The sequence below is a fragment of the Ensifer sp. M14 genome (assembly GCF_003355565.1).
Classification (GTDB): Bacteria; Pseudomonadota; Alphaproteobacteria; order Rhizobiales; family Rhizobiaceae; genus Ensifer.
This window is the reverse complement of record NZ_QJNR01000014.1, coordinates 427255-442174: the sequence shown is the minus strand read 5'-3', so window position 1 is coordinate 442174 and position 14920 is coordinate 427255. Positions and strand designations below refer to the sequence as shown.

Here is a 14920-nt window from a genome sequence, read left to right as displayed (position 1 = left end):
GCCACCAGATGAAGATCACGCTGCTGATAACCGGCATTGTCGCGAACTGTCTTATCGTCGGCGCGGGCATCCTGCTCGCGCCGGCGTCCGTAGCCCAGAACGCCGGCTCTCTGCGTCCGGCTGAGTCTTTTCAGTCGATACCCGACACGCGGGCGCGTTCCGTCGCCCTTTTTGAAGAGGCCGGCAAGGTGATTCAGCATCCACGGTGCGTCAACTGTCATCCAGCAACGGAGCGACCGCTGCAGGGCATGTCCATGCACCCGCACCAGCCACCAGTCTTCCGGGGCGATGCCGGCATGGGCCTGGTCGGCATGCAGTGCAACACCTGCCACAGCGAACAGAATACACCGGTGGTCGGGCAGGCAGATACACTGAAAAGCATCCCCGGCAATCCTGCCTGGCATCTCGCCCCGATCGAGATGGCCTGGGAGGGCAAGACCCTTGGGCAGATCTGCGAACAATTGAAGGACCCGAAACGCAACGGTGAGAAAACCATGGCGGAAATGGTCGAGCACATGGCGCATGACGAGCTGGTGGGATGGGGGTGGCAACCGGGCGAAGGCCGCGAGCCGGTTCCCGGCACACAGGACGAATTTGGCAAGCTTATCCAGGCGTGGGTGGATACCGGCGCCGCCTGCCCGTCACCCTAGGCGCAACAGCAGAGCCCAGACAGGTAGCACGTCAATTCGTCAATGGGTCGGGCTGGCGGCGAGCCAATGGATACACCTCTGAAGGCCAAGATGTCGGATATCGCATTGCGTTTTCGTCAAAGTCGTCGCTCATCGCTCAGACTCCTGTGGTCGCGGCTTGGTGTCTGCGTACGGTGCCATGTCCAACTCGAAAAAGACAAAACAGGATTGCTACACCGAGTGCTCTATCCGGGTGATCCCTCGGCAGCAGATGGGCGCTTGAACTGGGCAATAACGCGGCTGCTGGCCTTTTGCAGACGGCGCTCGACGAAGAGGAGGCCATCAATCTCGCTCTGACGGCGATCGCGACCTATTAATTAACCAGAAGGCGGAAGCGTAAGCGGCTTTCGCGACAAAGGAGGAGAAGCACATGCCGTCTCATCCTGATCGTCGCGCTATAATGCGCGAGGCTTGAGAACAGCAAACTGGGCGTCACCGCCGAGACCAACACCATCAGGCGGCACCTGCATTCGGCACCGGAGCAATGACATAGGCACACCGGCGCGCGCCGGCGAGAATATGTTCGGTGCGTTCGACCGCAACGTCCTCACCCAGAATATCACGGAAAACGTTGAGCTCCGCCCGGCAAAAGCCCTGGCAGCTGGCCGCGGCAGCGCAGATCGGACAATGGTTTTCGACAAAGAGAAAGGTGCCCTCGCCCGCCTCTTCGTAGCCCGCCATATAGCCTTCGGCCGTCCGCAGGCGCACGAGCTTCTCCACCCGCTCCTGCAGGCTTTCGGCCCCGTCGAGCGCCGCGCGATAACCGGTTCGCGTCTCTTCCTCGCGCGCCGCGATGATGCGATCGATGGCCGCATCCCCGAGCGTCTGGCGGATGGTGCGCAGCAACTGAACGGTCAGCTCCGCGTGGGTATCGGGAAACTCCGCGTGGCCCGAAGCGGTCAGTCCAAAGTATTGCGAAGGACGGCCCACGCCGCGCGCCTCCGACCAGGCATTGACGAAGCCCTCCTCCGCAAGGCGCACGAGTTGCTGGCGGGCCGCCTCACCGGAAATCGCCAGGCGCTTGCCAAGCGCTGCCGCCGTCTGCGGCCCATGCAGCTTCAGCGTCAGGAGGATGCGCTCGGCTGGCGACCGCCCCTGGCTCTGATCTGGATTTAACAAGTGATCGCTTGACATATTATCGACCGGAGATTTACAAAGAATTGTCTTGTTAAATACACGCCAGATGGTTTTCGCACAAGACAGCCGCTGCGTTTCATCCAGCTGAAGAGGATTTCAACCATGGCCTTCGAACTGCCCTCCCTTCCATTTTCCATCGATGCGCTCGCCGAAGGTGGCATGAGCGCCGAGACGCTGGAATTTCACCACGGCAAGCACCACCAGGCCTACGTGACCGCGCTCAACGGCTTCGTCGAAAAGGACCCGACGCTTGCCGGTCTTTCGCTCGAAGACATCATTCGTCGTGTGAACGACAAGCCTGAACTGACACCGGTCTTCAACAATGCCGGCCAGCACTGGAACCACATCCTGTTCTGGAACAACCTCTCCCCCAAGGGCGGCCGCATCCCGGACAGCCTTGAAAAGAAGATCGTCGAAGACTTCGGCAGCGTTGCCGCCTTCAAGGACGCCTTCAAGGCGGCGGCGACCAGCCAGTTCGGTTCCGGCTGGGCCTGGCTCGTGCTTGATGCCGGCGGCAAGCTTAAGGTGACGAAGACCGCCAACGGCTCGAACCCGATCGCTACCAACGAGGGCAAGGCGCTGCTCGGCCTCGATGTCTGGGAGCACAGCTACTACATCGACTTCCGCAATCGCCGTCCCGACTATGTCAGCAACTTCCTCGACCGCCTGGCGAACTACGAGTTCGCCGAGGCCGTACTGAAGTCCGCCTAACCATGCCCGCCGCGGCGCCGCTTCAGTGGCGCCGCGCCCCATCCCAGCCGGAATGCACCCCATGCCCCAAACCGTCACTGTCGATCTCGCAGCTCACACCGAGCGAGCCGTCACCAGATCCCAGTTCGCCGACACGATGGCGCGGCTGGCATCAACAGTCTGCGTCGTCAGTTCCGGCAGCGGTTGCGAATGCCTGGGTCGTACGGCAACCGCCGTCTTCTCCCTGTCAGCAAATCCGCCGTCGATCGTCGTCTCGATCAAGGCTGACAGCGCGCTCGCCGGGGCGATCACGAAACAGGATGGCTTCTCGCTGGCGATGCTCGCCCAAGGGCAGGAGCTTGTTGCCGATGCCTTTGCCGGCCGGGTCGCGGCGGCAAGCCGCTATCTCGTCGGCGTCTGGGCCGACTGGCCTTCCGGCCGACCGCGTCTGCTCGGAGCTGCGGCAGGACTGGACTGCGTGCTCAGTGCCTCCATCCTCGTTGGCGATCACCGCCTCTTTGTCGGAACTATCATCGCCACCGAAACCTCCGGCTATGCCGAGCCCCTTCTGTGGAGTGAGCGGCAATATCAGGTCCTCGACAGATCGACAGCCTTTGCCGCACCATCCGGTGGGCGCCCATTGCCATCCGGTGCCGCGTGCCCGACGATCTGAGCCGCGCGAACGAACATCCGTTAGGGAGCGACCATGCGACAGGTGCTTGAAAAACTTCTCGACGACGGTCGTGACGACGCGCTTCTGCGCTTCACGCTCGGCAGCATCTGTCTTCAGGAGGCGGATGCAGAGACCGCACTCGTCCACCTGCAGCGCGCGATCGAGCTCGACCCCACCTATTCGGCCGCCTGGAAGTTGCGCGGCGCCGCGATGCTGAAACTCAGCCGCATCGAAGAAGCGCAGCACATCTGGACCGAGGGACGCGCCGTCGCCGAAAAAAAGGGCGACCTGCAGGTCGCGCGCGAGATCACTGTTTTCCTCAAGCGACTGGACAAGCAGTGCGCTGCCGCCAACAAGGGCTAGCCTCAGGCAGAGCCAAGCCGCCTGATATTGCCGGCAAGTTCGGCTGCCAGACGTAAAGCCGCCGCGGTCGCGCCAGCCATCTGCGGCATGATCAGCCATTCGAGCGTCCAGGCGGCGCCGGAGCGCTCCTGCTCATGCACCAGCGCATGATGGACGCCGGAAAGCTGGGTCGCGTTGAAGCGGGCAAGCGCCACCAGAACTTCTGCTGCAACCGGATTCTGCTTGTGCGGCATCGCGGAGGATCCGCCACCGCCGGCCAGTTCGATTTCATCGCCCTGCTGCGCCATCAGGGCTACGTCCTGCCCGAACTTGCCGAGGCTACCGGTGACCAACGACAGCGCATTGGCGAAATCGGCAACTTCCGAACGCTGGCTGTGCCATTGCGGAAAGTCGGCAAGTGCCAATTCCTCGGCGAGCGTCGCGCGCACATCGTCCGCCTTGTCCTTCAGCTTGTCGAGCGTACCCGCCGCGCCGCCGAACTGGACGGCAAAGAGGTCGCGCTCCATCGCCTCCAGCCGATCCTTGTGATCGAGCAACGGTTCGATCCAGGTCCGCAACCGATCCGACACAGTGATCGGTATCGCCGCCTGCATCCGCGTGCGGCCCATCAGCTCTCGCTCGCCCCATTGATCGTCGCATTCCTCCAGCACCGACACGACGTCGCCGAGGCGGGTGGCGAAAAGCTCGGCAACGGCCTTCATACGCAACATCAGGCTGGTATCGATAACATCCTGGCTGGTCGCACCAAAGTGCACGTGCGCAGCCGCCTCGCCGCCGACCGCGGCCCGCAATTGTCGCACGAGCTCGGGAACAACAACGCCGTCGACCGCCATCGCCCTCCTGAGCGCGGCCACATCGGGAGAAAATCCGCGACAGGCCTCGGTGATCCGGTCGGCAGCACTTTCCGGGATCACGCCGTGGATCGCTTCGGCGCGCGCGAGCGCCGCTTCGAAGGACAACATGGCGTGAATGTCGGCGGAAGTTGAAAACTCGGCGGCGACTGCCTCGTCGCCGAGAAGGCCGGAGAGATAGGGATGATCGAAAGCGGAATAGGTCATGGTCCCCCCGATGATTGCCGCGATTGACGCTCGCGCTTGAACGGAATGCCTCATTCTCTCTTGGGCCATCCACGCACCAGGATGCAACGGATCGGCCCTAGGCATGACATTCCGGTTTCAGATGTCGAGGAAGACCGTTTCCTTCTCACCCTGCAGGTGAATGTCGAAGATATAATTAGGGGCGCTGCCGGTCGCGACAAGCGTGGCAATGCGATGGCGGTGTTCGACGCGCAAAAGCAGGGGATCGGCGGCGTTCGCCTCCGCTTCGTCGGGGAAATACATCCGCGTGTGCAGGCCGACATTGATGCCGCGCGCGACAATCCAGAAGGTGATGTGCGGCGCCATCGGCCGACCGTCCTTGAACGGGACGCGACCCGGCTTGATCGTCTCGAACAGAAAGGCGCCGTCTTCACCACCGGTCGGACATCGTCCCCAACCGGAAAATGCCGGATCGGCCGCACCGCGCAACTCCGACGGAGAGTTGTAGAGGCCGGCCGCATCCGCCTGCCAAATCTCCACCAGCGCATCCCTGAGTGGCGTTCCTGTACCGTCTAGCACCCGACCGCTAACGGTGACGCGGTCGCCAAGCGTGTTCTCGCTCACCATCGTCGTGCCGAGGTCGGTGTCGTAGACGCCGCCGATGCCGCAAAAATTCGGCGTGAGGCCGATATGCACGTAGGGGCCGGCCGTCTGCGACGCCGTTTCCTTGAGGTAATCGAGTGCCTGAACCATCAGTTGCCCTCTATGCGATTTTCAAACAGCGTCGAGCGGCGACCGCGCAGAATGATATCGAACTTGTAAGCCCGTGCATCCATCGGAATGGTGTTTGCCCAGTCGAGCGGCGCGATCAGTTGCTCGATCGCACGGCGATCGGCGATCGTGTTGACGATCGGACACTTCCAGATCATCGGATCGCCCTCGAAATACATCTGCGTAATCAACCGCTGCGCAAAGCCGTGCCCGAAAACCGAAAAGTGGATGTGGGCCGGGCGCCAGTCGTTGACGCCGTTCGGCCAGGGATAGGGGCCGGGCTTGATCGTGCGGAAGGAGTAAAAGCCTTCCTCGTCGGTGATCGTGCGACCGCAGCCGCCAAAGTTCGGATCGAGCGCTGCGAGATAGCTTTCCTTCTTGTGGCGGTAGCGCCCGCCGGCGTTAGCCTGCCAGAATTCCAGAAGCGCGCCGGAAACAGCCCGACCGCGTTCATCGAGCACCCGGCCGTGAACGATGATGCGTTCGCCGATCGCGCTTTCGCCTGGCTTGGCGAAGTTGTGAATGAGATCGTTGTCGAGCTCGCCCAGCATCGAATGGCCGAAGACCGGGCCGGTGATTTCGGAAATCGTGCCGTCGAGCGACAACAGCGCCTTCTGCGGCGAGCGCAGCACCGAGGTCTTGTAGCCCGGGGTCAGCGCCGGCGCATGCCAGTTCCTGTCGCGGGGAAAGAAGGCGCCGGTCTCGGGTTTCTGGTTTGCTCTGTCGGACATCTCTTGCTCCCGTCAGGCCGCCTTGCCGGCGCCCATTTCCGCAAAGACCTGCTTGACGATCTTGATCGCGTGGTTGGCTGCGGGAACGCCGGCATAGATCGCCACGTGCAGCAGCGCCTCACGGATATCTTCATGGGTGGCACCGGTATTGGCGGTGGCGCGCACATGCATGGCCACTTCCTCATCTTGGCCAAGGGCGGCCAGAAGCGCGATCGTCACGATCGACCGCTCCCGTTTCGTCCATGTCGGGCGCGACCAGACATGCCCCCAGGCGGCCTCGGTGATCAGCTCCTGGAACGGCCGGTCGAAATCGGTCGAGGCCAATTGCGCGCGGTCCACGTGATCGTCGCCAAGAACGGCCCGCCGGGTCGCCATGCCCTGGCTAAAGCGATCAGAGGGCGCAAGCGTATCACTCATGGCTTTTGTCTCCATGCATTAAAACTTCGAAAAAGGCGCGCAGGATAGCAGTCAGCGCCTCCGGTTTCTCGACGCAAGGGATATGCCCGGCATCGCGGATGACCTCATAGCGGGCGCCGGGAATAAGGCGTGCCGTGGCAAGGACCACATCCGGCGGCGTCGAACCATCCTGGTCGCCGACGACGCAGAGAACGGGCACGGCGATGCGGGCCGCCGCTTCCGTATAGTCGGCGTCACGGATCGCGCCGCAGGTGGCGGCATAGCCCGTCGCCGACTGGCGGATCAGCATGTTGCGGTAGCCGATCAACGCCGCATTCTCCGGGCGTCGGAACTCGGGCGTGAACCAGCGTTCGAGGATGCCGTCGGCGATCGCTTCAATGCCGTGGGCTTCGATGGCGGCGATGCGCGTCGCCCACAGTTCCGGCGTACCGATCTTGTGGGCGGTGTCGCAGAGAACAAGGGCACGCACCAGATCCGGGCGCTGCTGGTAGAGCGACTGGGCGATCAATCCGCCGACCGAAAGCCCGCAGACGATTGCCTGTTTGACCGAGAGCATGTCGAGCAGGCCGGCAAGATCATTGGCGTGGTCTTCGATCGCGTATGGCACCGGCCCGATGTCGGAGAGCCCATGACCGCGCTTGTCGTAAAGAACGATCGCGTATTCGCCGGCAAGACGCACGATGACATCACGCCAGATACGGAAATCCGTACCGAGCGAATTGGCAAAGACCAGCACCGGCCGTTCGGCCGTAGCGCCGATAACCTGGTAGTGGATGGTGATGTCGTTAATGCGGGCAAACTGCACGGCACTTCTCCTCTGCAATCAAATTGTCTGTTTAATCTGGTTAGGTAAAATGATATTTCACGGCATTCCATTAACTCAAGAGTTATGAATTCGATGATCGACGCCCGGGTCAAGTTTCGTCATCTGCAAACGTTTGTCGAGGTCGCAAGACAGAAGAGCGTCATGAAGGCGGCCGCACTCCTGCATGTCAGCCAGCCCGCCGTCACCAAGACCATCCGCGAGCTGGAAGAGGTTCTGGGCGTCGCCGTTTTCGAACGCGACGGACGCGGCATCAAGATCACTCGCTACGGCGAGGTCTTTCTTCGCCACGCAGGCGCGGCGCTGACGGCGCTTCGCCAGGGACTCGATTCGGTCTCTCAGGAACGCTCCGGCGACGGTGTACCAGTGCGCATCGGCGCCCTTCCGACAGTCTCGACGCGGATCATGCCGCGGGCGATGTCACTCTTCCTGAAGGAAGACACCGGTGCACGGATCAAGATCGTCACCGGTGAGAATGCCGTGCTTCTCGAACAGTTGCGCGTCGGCGATCTGGACCTCGTCGTCGGCCGCCTGGCGGCGCCGGAAAAGATGACCGGCTTTTCCTTCGAGCACCTCTATTCCGAACAGGTTGTCTTTGCCGTGCGCGCCGGTCATCCCTTGCTTTCCGGCACGCAATCAGCCTTCGCCCATCTCGGCGACTACCCGGTGCTGATGCCGACGCGCGCCTCGATCATTCGCCCCTTCGTCGAGCATTTTTTGATCGCCAACGGCATACCGTGCCTGCCCAACCAGATCGAAACCGTGTCCGATGCCTTCGGCCGCGCCTTCGTGCGCACGAGCGATGCGATCTGGATCATTTCAGCCGGTGTGGTCGCCAGCGACATCGAGGATGGCACGCTTGCTGTCTTGCCGATCGACACCAGCGAGACCAAGGGACCGGTTGGCCTGACAATGCGTGCCGATGCCGTGCCGTCGTTACCGCTCGCCATCCTCATGCAGACCATCCGCGAGGCCGCCGGAGAGGCATCGGCCAAGACTTGACCGACGCCACCATACGGTCGCCCGCTTCGTCATGGCTTTGAAAAGATGACTTCCACGCGCCGGTTTGCATGACGCGCCTCGGGTCGATCCTGGCCATTGTCATCGGTTTCTCGATGCTTCGGCTCTTTCTCGCCCGCACCGGAAACCTCGAAAGCGACGTTGGCTAGACCGCCCCTGCCCACCAACCAATTCCTCACCGCAAAAGCGCGTTGTTCCGAAAGGCGCTGATTGTACGCCTCCTCGCCGAAGCCATCGGTATGTCCAACAACGCGAACTTTTTGAACCTTCGCATCCGCGAGCATGCGCGCCACCGTATCGAGGTAGCCGTCGCTACTCTTGGCGATCGTCGCGGTATCAAAGTCGAACAGCAGCGTCGTCGGAATGGTGACGACCCGGTCGGTCGCGGTTTCGCTCACCTCGATCTGGTCTTCGTGCAGTTCCAGCGCCATGGCGCTAAGCCCGGTTGCAAGTGCCAGCATCGTCACGAAGTACAGGACGACCATCAGCCACCAAGCGGTATCGAGCGAACCCTTTGTCCAGATCCAGGAGGGGTCGTCCCTGTCAGATAGGCAGAAATAGGCTTGCGCAGTCTTCGGCGGCGACCCGACCTTGATCTGGCGTTCCTCGGGAAGGCCGGCGAAATCGCCGGCAAGGACCAATTTTGCGTCAGGCTGCAAGCGGAGCCCGCCGAGATATTGCTTCTCGTCGTCGACGCAACGGTAAGTCAGCAGCCGGCGAACCAGCAGATACCCTAGAAAGAGCACGATGCCGGCGCCGAGGCTGGCGACTGCCACAGGCACAAGGTCAATACTGTCTTCAGCACGACGATTGAGAAGATAGAGTGCCGCGAGCATGATGCCGAAGACGACGCCGAGGACACGCGCCAGACCTTTGCACTCCCTCTTTTCAAGCGGCGGCGGCAAAAGCAGGAAGCCGCAGAGGGAAATCACCGCCCAGCCGGCGGTGGCAATCATGCCGGCATATTCAACCGCATTCGACAGTGGCCCCATGCGACGCAAGAACGGCGTCACCCATTCCCACCACTGCTGGAGATCGCCACCTTCCATCGCCTGCCCCTAGAAGTTGACGGTGTGGCTCTTGGCAGTTTGGTACGAGACACTGTGTACTGCGGGATCGATCTCCGGCGGTGGCGTTCCCATGCTCAAGGTCTGGAAGCAATAGATGCCGGCTTTCAGCGGGCCAACGATAATCTTGGATTTCCCGAACTGAACGGGTGCATAGCGCGATTGGAAGAACCGGTCGACAATGAGCTTGTCGATGTGTGTCTCCAGCCGGAACTGGATTTGTGCCGCGCTCGCAGCGGCAGCGCCGCCGCCGCTGCCAAACGAGAATGCCAGCAAGCGCGTTTCCAACGAGGCAGCAAAAAGATCGAATGCACCGATGGCGGCAGCCTCGATGTCCGTGACGAAACGCACCATTCGGCTGCGCGAAAGCGCTTCGCGGACGAGCGCCCCGCTTTCCGCCCCTTCAGCCGCAAGCGCCTGCAGCGCTTTCAGATTGGTAAAATCGAACAGCGGCGCCGCGTTCTGTCCATCGGCTTCCTCCCTCGCCGGCCGCGCGAGCACCGGTATGCCATCAAGGCCGATCGCCTGAGACAGCGCGAGGAGGGCAACGATTGCCGTGAATTCGTCAAAGAGCGAGCCCGGCTCTGCAGCCGTACCATCCAGCCGCTCGTCCTCGATCAAACGCGGCAGTGCTTCCGGCCGGGTCTTGAGGGCTGTCGCGGCCTCCTCGGCCGCCCAGACAAATGCGGTGCGCAAATCATCGGCATCACGACCAAGCCCTCGGCCGAAAACGACGGAGCCGTCCGTACCCGCATCGACGATGGCTGTAGGCGCGGCCTTCACCGCACGCTCGACAAAACTGCCAAAGCTGCGACCGACCCGTTCCGCCAGGCCTCTTCCAAGGCTGCGGGTGACGGCAGAGATGACATTCATGGACGCACCGCCCGCCTGCTTCAACGAAGACGTGCAATCATAAGCCCGAGGTGGGTGCCGAACAAGATAGACAAAAAGGCGTACGCGGTCCGCAGCATGCGGAGACGCCAACCGCAAAACGCCACTTTACAAGGCTTCCTCAATCACAAGAATGCAACGACACAGAACTCCAGAGCAGAAACGCCATCCTCCGTGCAGATCTCCCTTCGCTCCTTCCTTCCTCAGGATGCCGCACAACTCAGCGCCTGGTTCCCGTCCGCCGAAGCGCTCACCCAGTGGGGCGGATCGGGGCTCAGCTTCCCGCTCGATGCGGCGCAAATCACAGAGATGCACGCTTCAACCTTGGGCGATGCGCCGGCGCGCTGGATGTTTGCAGGCGTTGTCGATGGCGATCTTGCCGGTCACGCCCAGGTGGCGCTCGACTGGGACAATGGCGTCGGTCGCCTCAGTCGCGTCGCGATCAATCCGCGGTTCCGTGGACACGGCCTCGCCCAACCGTTCCTCCAGCGCATCATCGAGCGGTTCTTCGCAGACGTTCACTTCGAGCGGCTGGAACTCAACGTCTACACCTTCAATACCGCTGCGATCCGCACCTACCTGAAGCTCGGCTTTATCGAAGAAGGCGTGCGACGGTCGTCCGCCAGGGTCGGCGACATCAGATGGGACACCGCCCTCTATGGCATGCTTCGCAGCGATCTCGCCGCAAAGAGGCCGTTTCAGAACGGCAGCCCGACGTAGTTTTCCGCAAGGGCCGTCGCGGCCGCGCGCGAGTGCGTGAGATAATCAAGTTCCGCTTCCTGGATCTTCTGGTCGAAGTCGCCGGTATCCGGAAAACGATGGAGCATGGTGGTCATCCACCAGGAGAAACGAACCGCCTTCCACACTCTCGCCAGCGCATGCGTGGAATAGGCGTCGATGCCGGCATTCGAGCGATCCTGGTAGTGTTCCAGCAGCGCTTCGAAGAGATAGTGCACGTCACTGGCAGCAAGGTTCAAACCCTTGGCGCCGGTGGGCGGCACAATGTGGGCTGCGTCTCCGACCAGAAACAGCCGTCCGAAACGCATCGGCTCGGCAACAAAGGAGCGAAGAGGCGCAATCGACTTTTCGAATGACGCCCCCGTCGTGAGCGCCTCGGCGTGATGGGCCGGCAATCGCCGCCTCAGTTCGTCCCAGAAGCGCTGGTCGGTCCATTCCTCGACCTTTTCGTCGAGCGCGCACTGAAGATAGTATCGGCTGCGGGTTTGCGAGCGCATCGAACAAAGCGCAAACCCGCGCGGGTGATTGGCGTAGATCAGTTCGTGGCTGACCGGCGGGACGTCGGCAAGGATGCCGAGCCAGCCGAACGGATAGATCTTCTCGAAGGTGCGGATCGCCTTTTCGGGAACCGACTTGCGGCTGATCCCGTGAAAGCCGTCGCAGCCGGCGATGAAATCACAATCGATGCGGTGACTTGCGCCGTCCAGTTCATAGGTGACATAGGGGGCATGGCCATCGAAATCATGCGGCACGACATTTGCGGCGGCGTAGATCGACACCGCGCCCATGCGTGCACGCTCTGCCATCAGGTCGCGCGTCAGTTCCGTCTGGCCATAGACCATCACCCGCTTGCCGCCGGTCAGCTCGTGAAGGTCGATACGGTGATCCCGGCCATCGAAAGCCAGCGAAAAGCCGTCATGCGGCAGGCCCTCGTCATGCATGCGCGCGCCGGCCTTGGCACGGTCCATCAGGCCGACAGTCCCTTCCTCCAGCACGCCGGCGCGCACCCTGCCAAGAATGTAATCCCGGCTGACGCGATCGAGAATGACATTGTCGATGCCGGCACCGGTCAGCAACTGCCCGAGGAGAAGACCGGAAGGGCCCGAACCGATGATGACGACCTGTGTGCGCATGCTTGCCTCCCGAAACTGACTTTTGACAAATCTTGCGCGGGAGCGCTGTTGGCCTCAATGGACATTCTGGCCAAGAAATTGCACTAATTGAACATCGGCCATGGATGAGAGCGATGAAGAGAACCGTTCCGACCTACGAGCTCTATGGGGAAGAGACGGGAGAACGACCCGCTTTCTGGCTGCATTGCGAAACAATTCCATCACGCAGCAGCCTGTATCATTGGGAGATCGAGCTGCATCGCCATCTGAGCTTCTTTCAGATCTTGTACATTGCCAGCGGATCTGGAGACACGGTATTTGGCGACACGGCGCACCCTATTCGCCCTCCAGTGATGATCACGGTGCCGCCGGCGCTCAGCCACGGCTTCCGCTTCTCCCAAGATATCGACGGCTTTGTGTTCACCGTTCTCGCATCGCATTTACGAGTATCGCCCGGCGAGCGCAGCCGTCTCGGCGCCTGGATGGCGACGCCACGTATGACGGGCCTCGACGGCAGCGACGACGGCCGCTATGTGGCGCTGACCCTCGCCCGACTGGGCGCGGAGTGGGAAGCCAACCGCAGCCACCGCACCGACCTTCTCGATGCCTATCTGACGTCGGCGTTAACGCTGGGTGCGCGCCTCGATGAAGCGCGCCCTGTCGCGGACGACGCCGCCGACACGGAAAACGAGCGGCGCGTCGAACATTTCCTCGGTCTCGTCCAGCAACACCACCGCGCCCACAAACCGGCGGCGTTCTATGCACGCGAACTCGGCCTCTCGCCGACACATCTCAATCGCATAACCCGCAGCATCACCGGCCAAAGCGCGCACGAAGTCATCACGCGCAAGCTGACGGACGAAGCACGGCGCGAGCTCGTCTTTACCCGCGGCAGCGTACAAGAGATTAGCTTCCGGCTGGGCTTTGCCGATCCCGCCTATTTTTCGCGCTTTTTCCTGCGCCAGACGGGCATGACGCCCAGGGCCTGGCGCCTTGCCGAGCGCGCGAAGCTCGGCGCGTAGCTCCCAAACCAGCATCCTGCGGACAACACAGGATCGCCGAACGCTCCTTGTCCTGCCCTCTGCGCGCTTTATCGTCGCATACGTGCGCCCGTTTCAGCCGGCGCCTTTGGAAGCGGAAAAAGGTTGCCGCCTACAATCTTGACAGTTGGCGTTGCCTCAGGAGATCTGGCAGCAGAACCGCTCGCTTGCGGTCACGCTTGTGTGGAGGAGCATTCATAGAGGACTTTGCCAGTCGACACATCGATACCTGCCAGGCTCACTTCATATCCCCAAAGCCGGCTTATATGCGCAAGAGTCGCTCCTCGATTATTTTCCTCCAACAGAATGCCGTTCTTGATCACGTGCTTCAACCTAAGCTGGCGATCCCCCAGCAGATCGACATCCACCACCTGTATGTCCGGCCTATTGGCCGCCAGGTCGTAATTCCCTGCGAGCGCGGCACGTACGGCAGCGTAGCCCTGCTCGTTATGGATGGAAGTGACTTCGCAAAATTTGTTGGTCGCGTGGTCAGAAAGCCGAAACAGACGGAATTTGCGGATCAGCGCAGGGCTCAGATATTGCAGAATGAAAGACTCGTCGCGGTGGTTCTCCCAAGCGTCGATCAGCGTGCCCATCCAGTTGCCGTTGCCGGATATCCCGGGAAACCAATCCCGATCCTCCTGCGTCGGCTCGGTGCAGATGCGTTTGATATCCTGCATCATCGCAAAGCCCAGCGCGTAGGGGTTGATGCCCGAAAAGCGGGTGTCGTCGAAGCTCGGTTGAAAAACAACGTTGGCGTGGCTTGATAGCAGCTCCAACATTGCGCCTTCGCTGATCTGCCCCTGGTCGAACAGTCTATTGATGATGGAATAGTGGACGAAGGTCGCACATCCCTCGTTCATCACTTTGGTCTGAATCTGCGGGTAGAAATATTGCGCGACAACGCGAACAATTCTCAAGATCTCGCGCTGCCACGGTTCAAGGATCAGACTATGCTTTTCGAGGAAGTAAAGCAGATTTTCCTCGGGAAGATTAAGCACTTTCGTCCGCTCCAAAGCCTCGCGCTCCGCCTCCTCGGTGCCCGAACTCCCGCCTGCCGTCGGCAGCGTCCGCCATAAATCGCTGTAAGTCTGCTCTTCGTATTCCAGTCGCTCGCGGGCCCGCTCCATCTCCTTTGCCGATGAGAGCCGAGGCGGACGGCGATAATGGAATACGCCGTGATCCTGTAGGGCATGCGCCGAATCGAGAATCTCCTCCACCGCATTCAGTCCATGCCGTTCCTCGCATTTGGCGATGTATTTCTTGGCGAAGTCCATGTAGCTGAGGATCCCGCTGGCATCCGTCCACTGGCGGAACAGATAGTTGTTCTTGAAGAAGTGATTGTGGCCGAAGGCGGCATGCGCGGTGACCAGCGCCTGCATCGGCATCGTGTTTTCTTCCATGAGATAGGTTATGCAGGGATTGGAATTGATCACGAGTTCATAGGCCAGCCCGCGATAGCCTTTTTGATAGAGTTGGCTTTCGAAAACGAAGCGTTTGCCAAACGACCAGTGCTGATACATCAACGGCATGCCGACGGATGAATAGGCGTCGAGCATCTGTTCAGAGGAGATGATCTCGATCTGGTTCGGATAGACGTTCAGTCCCATCTCATCGATCGCAATCGCCTCTATCGCATCATAGGCGCGCGAAAGCGTCGCAAAATTCCATTCGGAACCGTCGAACAGCAGGCTGGAGACTGGCCGTTTCGCCATCCGGTC

General features: G+C 61.2%; 17 protein-coding genes. 7 read left to right on the top strand and 10 right to left on the bottom strand.

Going from position 1 to position 14920, the window contains the following annotated elements:
* Positions 1-8 precede the first annotated feature (8 nt).
* Entirely contained in the window at positions 9-650 is a 642-nt protein-coding gene (locus BLJAPNOD_RS30575; RefSeq protein ID WP_077499265.1) for an Isoquinoline 1-oxidoreductase subunit, read from the top strand.
* Positions 651-1142: 492 nt separating this feature from the next.
* On the opposite strand, the gene BLJAPNOD_RS30570 is transcribed toward BLJAPNOD_RS30575, so the two are convergent.
* Positions 1143-1823 (bottom strand): metalloregulator ArsR/SmtB family transcription factor, encoded by a 681-nt coding sequence (locus tag BLJAPNOD_RS30570; RefSeq protein WP_115422537.1) that lies wholly within the window; start codon positions 1821-1823, stop codon positions 1143-1145.
* A 105-nt stretch (positions 1824-1928) separates the two neighbouring features.
* On the opposite strand from BLJAPNOD_RS30570, the gene BLJAPNOD_RS30565 reads away from it, so the two are divergent.
* The 3 genes from BLJAPNOD_RS30565 to BLJAPNOD_RS30555 all read left to right on the top strand — a co-directional run bounded on the left by BLJAPNOD_RS30565 (position 1929) and on the right by BLJAPNOD_RS30555 (position 3552).
* Entirely contained in the window at positions 1929-2537 is a 609-nt protein-coding gene (locus tag BLJAPNOD_RS30565; RefSeq protein ID WP_115422536.1) for a superoxide dismutase, read from the top strand.
* Between the two features lie 61 nt (positions 2538-2598).
* Positions 2599-3189: a flavin reductase family protein gene (locus BLJAPNOD_RS30560; RefSeq protein WP_077499272.1), complete on the top strand. Its 591-nt coding sequence runs from the start codon at positions 2599-2601 to the stop codon at positions 3187-3189.
* A 33-nt stretch (positions 3190-3222) separates the two neighbouring features.
* A complete protein-coding gene (locus BLJAPNOD_RS30555) occupies positions 3223-3552 on the top strand; it encodes a tetratricopeptide repeat protein (protein WP_115422535.1) in 330 nt (109 codons plus the stop codon).
* Positions 3553-3554: 2 nt separating this feature from the next.
* Here BLJAPNOD_RS30555 and BLJAPNOD_RS30550 read toward each other — a convergent pair whose 3' ends face one another.
* The 5 genes from BLJAPNOD_RS30550 to pcaD all read right to left on the bottom strand — a co-directional run bounded on the left by BLJAPNOD_RS30550 (position 3555) and on the right by pcaD (position 7313).
* Entirely contained in the window at positions 3555-4610 is a 1056-nt protein-coding gene (locus tag BLJAPNOD_RS30550; RefSeq protein ID WP_115422534.1) for a 3-carboxy-cis,cis-muconate cycloisomerase, read from the bottom strand.
* A gap of 117 nt (positions 4611-4727) precedes the next feature.
* On the bottom strand, positions 4728-5342 hold the full coding sequence (gene pcaG / locus BLJAPNOD_RS30545) for a protocatechuate 3,4-dioxygenase subunit alpha (RefSeq protein WP_115422533.1): 615 nt from the start codon (positions 5340-5342) through the stop codon (positions 4728-4730).
* Positions 5342-6091, bottom strand: coding sequence for a protocatechuate 3,4-dioxygenase subunit beta (gene pcaH, locus BLJAPNOD_RS30540; RefSeq protein WP_115422532.1), 750 nt, complete (start codon positions 6089-6091; stop codon positions 5342-5344). The genes pcaG and pcaH overlap by 1 nt, the downstream gene beginning before the upstream one ends.
* Before the next feature lie 12 nt (positions 6092-6103).
* Complete coding sequence (gene pcaC / locus BLJAPNOD_RS30535) at positions 6104-6508, bottom strand: 4-carboxymuconolactone decarboxylase (RefSeq protein WP_115422531.1); 405 nt, start codon at positions 6506-6508, stop codon at positions 6104-6106.
* Positions 6501-7313: a 3-oxoadipate enol-lactonase gene (pcaD, locus tag BLJAPNOD_RS30530; RefSeq protein WP_077499284.1), complete on the bottom strand. Its 813-nt coding sequence runs from the start codon at positions 7311-7313 to the stop codon at positions 6501-6503. The genes pcaC and pcaD overlap by 8 nt, the downstream gene beginning before the upstream one ends.
* 93 nt (positions 7314-7406) lie before the next feature.
* Here pcaD and pcaQ point away from each other — a divergent pair, with 93 nt between their 5' ends.
* A complete protein-coding gene (gene pcaQ / locus BLJAPNOD_RS30525; RefSeq protein ID WP_115422748.1) occupies positions 7407-8333 on the top strand; it encodes a pca operon transcription factor PcaQ in 927 nt (308 codons plus the stop codon).
* Positions 8334-8362: 29 nt separating this feature from the next.
* Here pcaQ and BLJAPNOD_RS30520 read toward each other — a convergent pair whose 3' ends face one another.
* Positions 8363-9400 (bottom strand): OmpA family protein, encoded by a 1038-nt coding sequence (locus BLJAPNOD_RS30520; protein ID WP_077499286.1) that lies wholly within the window; start codon positions 9398-9400, stop codon positions 8363-8365.
* Positions 9401-9409: 9 nt separating this feature from the next.
* On the bottom strand, positions 9410-10291 hold the full coding sequence (locus BLJAPNOD_RS30515) for a hypothetical protein (RefSeq protein WP_115422530.1): 882 nt from the start codon (positions 10289-10291) through the stop codon (positions 9410-9412).
* Positions 10292-10483: 192 nt separating this feature from the next.
* On the opposite strand from BLJAPNOD_RS30515, the gene BLJAPNOD_RS30510 reads away from it, so the two are divergent.
* On the top strand, positions 10484-11029 hold the full coding sequence (locus BLJAPNOD_RS30510) for a GNAT family protein (protein ID WP_199566064.1): 546 nt from the start codon (positions 10484-10486) through the stop codon (positions 11027-11029).
* Here the strand turns inward: BLJAPNOD_RS30510 and pobA are convergent.
* Positions 11008-12180 (bottom strand): 4-hydroxybenzoate 3-monooxygenase, encoded by a 1173-nt coding sequence (gene pobA / locus BLJAPNOD_RS30505; RefSeq protein ID WP_115422529.1) that lies wholly within the window; start codon positions 12178-12180, stop codon positions 11008-11010. The genes BLJAPNOD_RS30510 and pobA overlap by 22 nt on opposite strands.
* A gap of 113 nt (positions 12181-12293) precedes the next feature.
* On the opposite strand from pobA, the gene BLJAPNOD_RS30500 reads away from it, so the two are divergent.
* Complete coding sequence (locus tag BLJAPNOD_RS30500; RefSeq protein WP_115422528.1) at positions 12294-13181, top strand: helix-turn-helix domain-containing protein; 888 nt, start codon at positions 12294-12296, stop codon at positions 13179-13181.
* 191 nt (positions 13182-13372) lie between these two features.
* Here BLJAPNOD_RS30500 and BLJAPNOD_RS30495 read toward each other — a convergent pair whose 3' ends face one another.
* The gene (locus tag BLJAPNOD_RS30495) at positions 13373-14914 is read right to left on the bottom strand and encodes a SpoVR family protein (protein WP_077499294.1); all 1542 of its coding nucleotides are present in this window, start codon (positions 14912-14914) and stop codon (positions 13373-13375) included.
* Between the last annotated feature and the right edge of the window lie 6 nt (positions 14915-14920).